Source organism: Cuspidothrix issatschenkoi CHARLIE-1, from assembly GCF_002934005.1.
GTDB lineage: Bacteria > Cyanobacteriota > Cyanobacteriia > Cyanobacteriales > Nostocaceae > Cuspidothrix > Cuspidothrix issatschenkoi.
In genome coordinates, this window is record NZ_PGEM01000146.1 from 1 (window position 1) to 2,321 (window position 2,321).

At 35.3% G+C, this 2,321-nt stretch carries 3 protein-coding genes; 2 read left to right on the forward strand and 1 reads right to left on the reverse strand.

What is annotated here, in order from left to right; translation table 11 throughout:
- Window positions 1–44 precede the first annotated feature (44 nt).
- Window positions 45–242, reverse strand: coding sequence for an SMR family transporter (locus CUN59_RS17675; protein ID WP_438501828.1), 198 nt, complete (start codon window positions 240–242; stop codon window positions 45–47).
- A 253-nt stretch (window positions 243–495) separates the two neighbouring features.
- Here CUN59_RS17675 and CUN59_RS17680 point away from each other — a divergent pair, with 253 nt between their 5' ends.
- Window positions 496–1,242, forward strand: coding sequence for a DsbA family protein (locus CUN59_RS17680; protein WP_104389083.1), 747 nt, complete (start codon window positions 496–498; stop codon window positions 1,240–1,242).
- Between the two features lie 293 nt (window positions 1,243–1,535).
- Window positions 1,536–2,261: a CAP domain-containing protein gene (locus CUN59_RS17685; RefSeq protein WP_104389084.1), complete on the forward strand. Its 726-nt coding sequence runs from the start codon at window positions 1,536–1,538 to the stop codon at window positions 2,259–2,261.
- Window positions 2,262–2,321: the final 60 nt, after the last annotated feature.

Here is a 2,321-nt window from a genome sequence, read left to right on the forward strand (position 1 = left end):
TTACGCAAAATACCTCGAAAGTAGGGGTAATTCATGAATTACCCCTACGTAAAAATCAGCTTTGCAGTTACATTTTGCGTAAGTCCTACAATTATCAGAGTACCCAATCCTGCCCAAATAGGATAAACTATACTTACCGGAATTGTTCTTAAAAAAAGGGTTAAAAACGTTAAAGAAAGTCCATAAAATACAAAAATGAAAATTGAGGGGATAATTTTCGTAAATTCTTCTGAGAGTTTCATACAAGTTCCGAAACTTCAAAAATAATTGCTGCGATTAGATAAAGCCAACTAATTAACATATAATTTTCCTATTTGATTGAGGGAAAGGGAACAGGAAATATACAACTGTTCTTGTTTTGATTATTTGCTCCTGAAATACTGACTCCTGTTTAATGAAATTTATCAGTATATAAATTTTAATTTTTAAATAAAAAAATTGCTGTTTTATCCGCTACTTGATAAAATCGCATTGCTACTGTTATACATTTAACAAATGTTGAAAATTTTTAACCGTTTCCGAAAATTGGCGATTATCAGCTTACTCTGCCTAATGCTAACCTGGTCATTACCTGTGCAAGCTGATACTAAAATTAGCCCCCAACTAGAACAACAAGTTTTAGAAATTATTCGCAAAAACCCAGAAGTAATTCTGGAATCTGTAGAGAAATACCAGCAAAAACAGCAGGAAAAACTACAACAATCACGGGAAGAATTCATCAATGATTTACAGTCTAAACCCAAAGCTATCATTGGCGATTCTCCCACGACTGGTGCAACAAAATCAAAAACTGTATTGATAGAATTTTCGGATTTTGAATGTCCTTATTGCGCTGAAGCACATCAAACACTCAAGGATTTATTAGCAAAATATCCGGATAAATTCACCTTAGTTTATAAACATTTCCCCCTCTTTCAAATCCATCAACAAGCATTACCAGCAGCCAAAGCAGCTTGGGCAGCTTATCAGCAAGGTAAGTTTTGGGAATATCATGATGCCTTGTTTACCAATCAAAAGAAATTGGGTGAGACTTTATATTTAGATACTGCTAAGAAACTAAATTTGAATCTCATTAAATTTAACTCTGACCGCGAATTAGCTAATAGTTTCATTCAAAAAGATTTAGAATTAGCCCGCAAATTAGGATTGGGTGGTACACCATCTTTTATTATGAGTAACGAGAATTTTGGGGGGCCTGTCAAGCTGACAGAAATCGAATACATATTACAGGGCAAACAATAATTTTAGAGTAACAGTCTCTTTTTATACCAGATTTGTCAACTTTGCCCATCAATCTGCATCTTTAGCTAGAGGTTGCACCGATTGATTAAATGTTCTAATTGCAATAAGTGTAAGGAGTAGTCTGATGAGAAGTGATGAGTATAGCTTTTCACTTCTCAATTCCTATTTTTAACCATCATCAGTTTATTAAAAAATAATCTTTACATTTGATAGCCAGAAAGATTACAACAGATAATAGGTAGTTATCTAAAAAATTACTACTGCAATAATTGTACAAGAAAACGAGGTTATGAATGCGTCACCTGGGATTTTTGGTATTATTACCTATTATACTGGCAACTACTTTTTCTGATCAATTACTAAGATTGGGAGAATCTACTGGTGAACTGATTACAAATAAAAATAATCAAACCTCATCAGGAAAAATAAGTTACCTCTCTACCTTAGAAAGACAAGTAATTGATGAAACTAATAAAGTTAGAACAAATCCTCAGTCATATCTACCCATTTTAGAAAATTATAAAAAGCGGTTTCAGGGAAATCGGGTCAAAATTTCCCATAATACCTATTTAATCACTCAAGAAGGGGTAAAACCGGTTGATGAAGCGATCGCTTTTTTAAAGTCTGTCTCTCCTGTGGGTGCATTACGTCCCTCGAAAGGAATGTCTTTAGGTGCGAGAGATCACGTTAAAGATCAAGGATCAAAGGGTGCAACAGGCCATGATGGCAGTGATGGTAGCAGTCCCAGCGGTCGTATTAATCGCTATGGTAAATGGCAAACTACCGCCGGCGAAAACATCAGTTATGGCCCAGATACCGCCCAAGATATTGTCATGCAATTAATTATTGATGATGGTGTACCATCCCGTGGACATCGGACAAATATTTTTAACCCAGCTTTTCGGGTGACTGGTGTTGCTTACGGTGCTCATAAATCCTACAGAACGATGTGCGTAATTACTTACGCTGGAGGTTATGTCGAAAGAGCAACCAAACCTAGTACCCCAGGACGGAATTAAAAATTAAAAAAAGCTGAATGATCAATCAAATCTAGGACTTACGCACGAAGTAATCAAAAA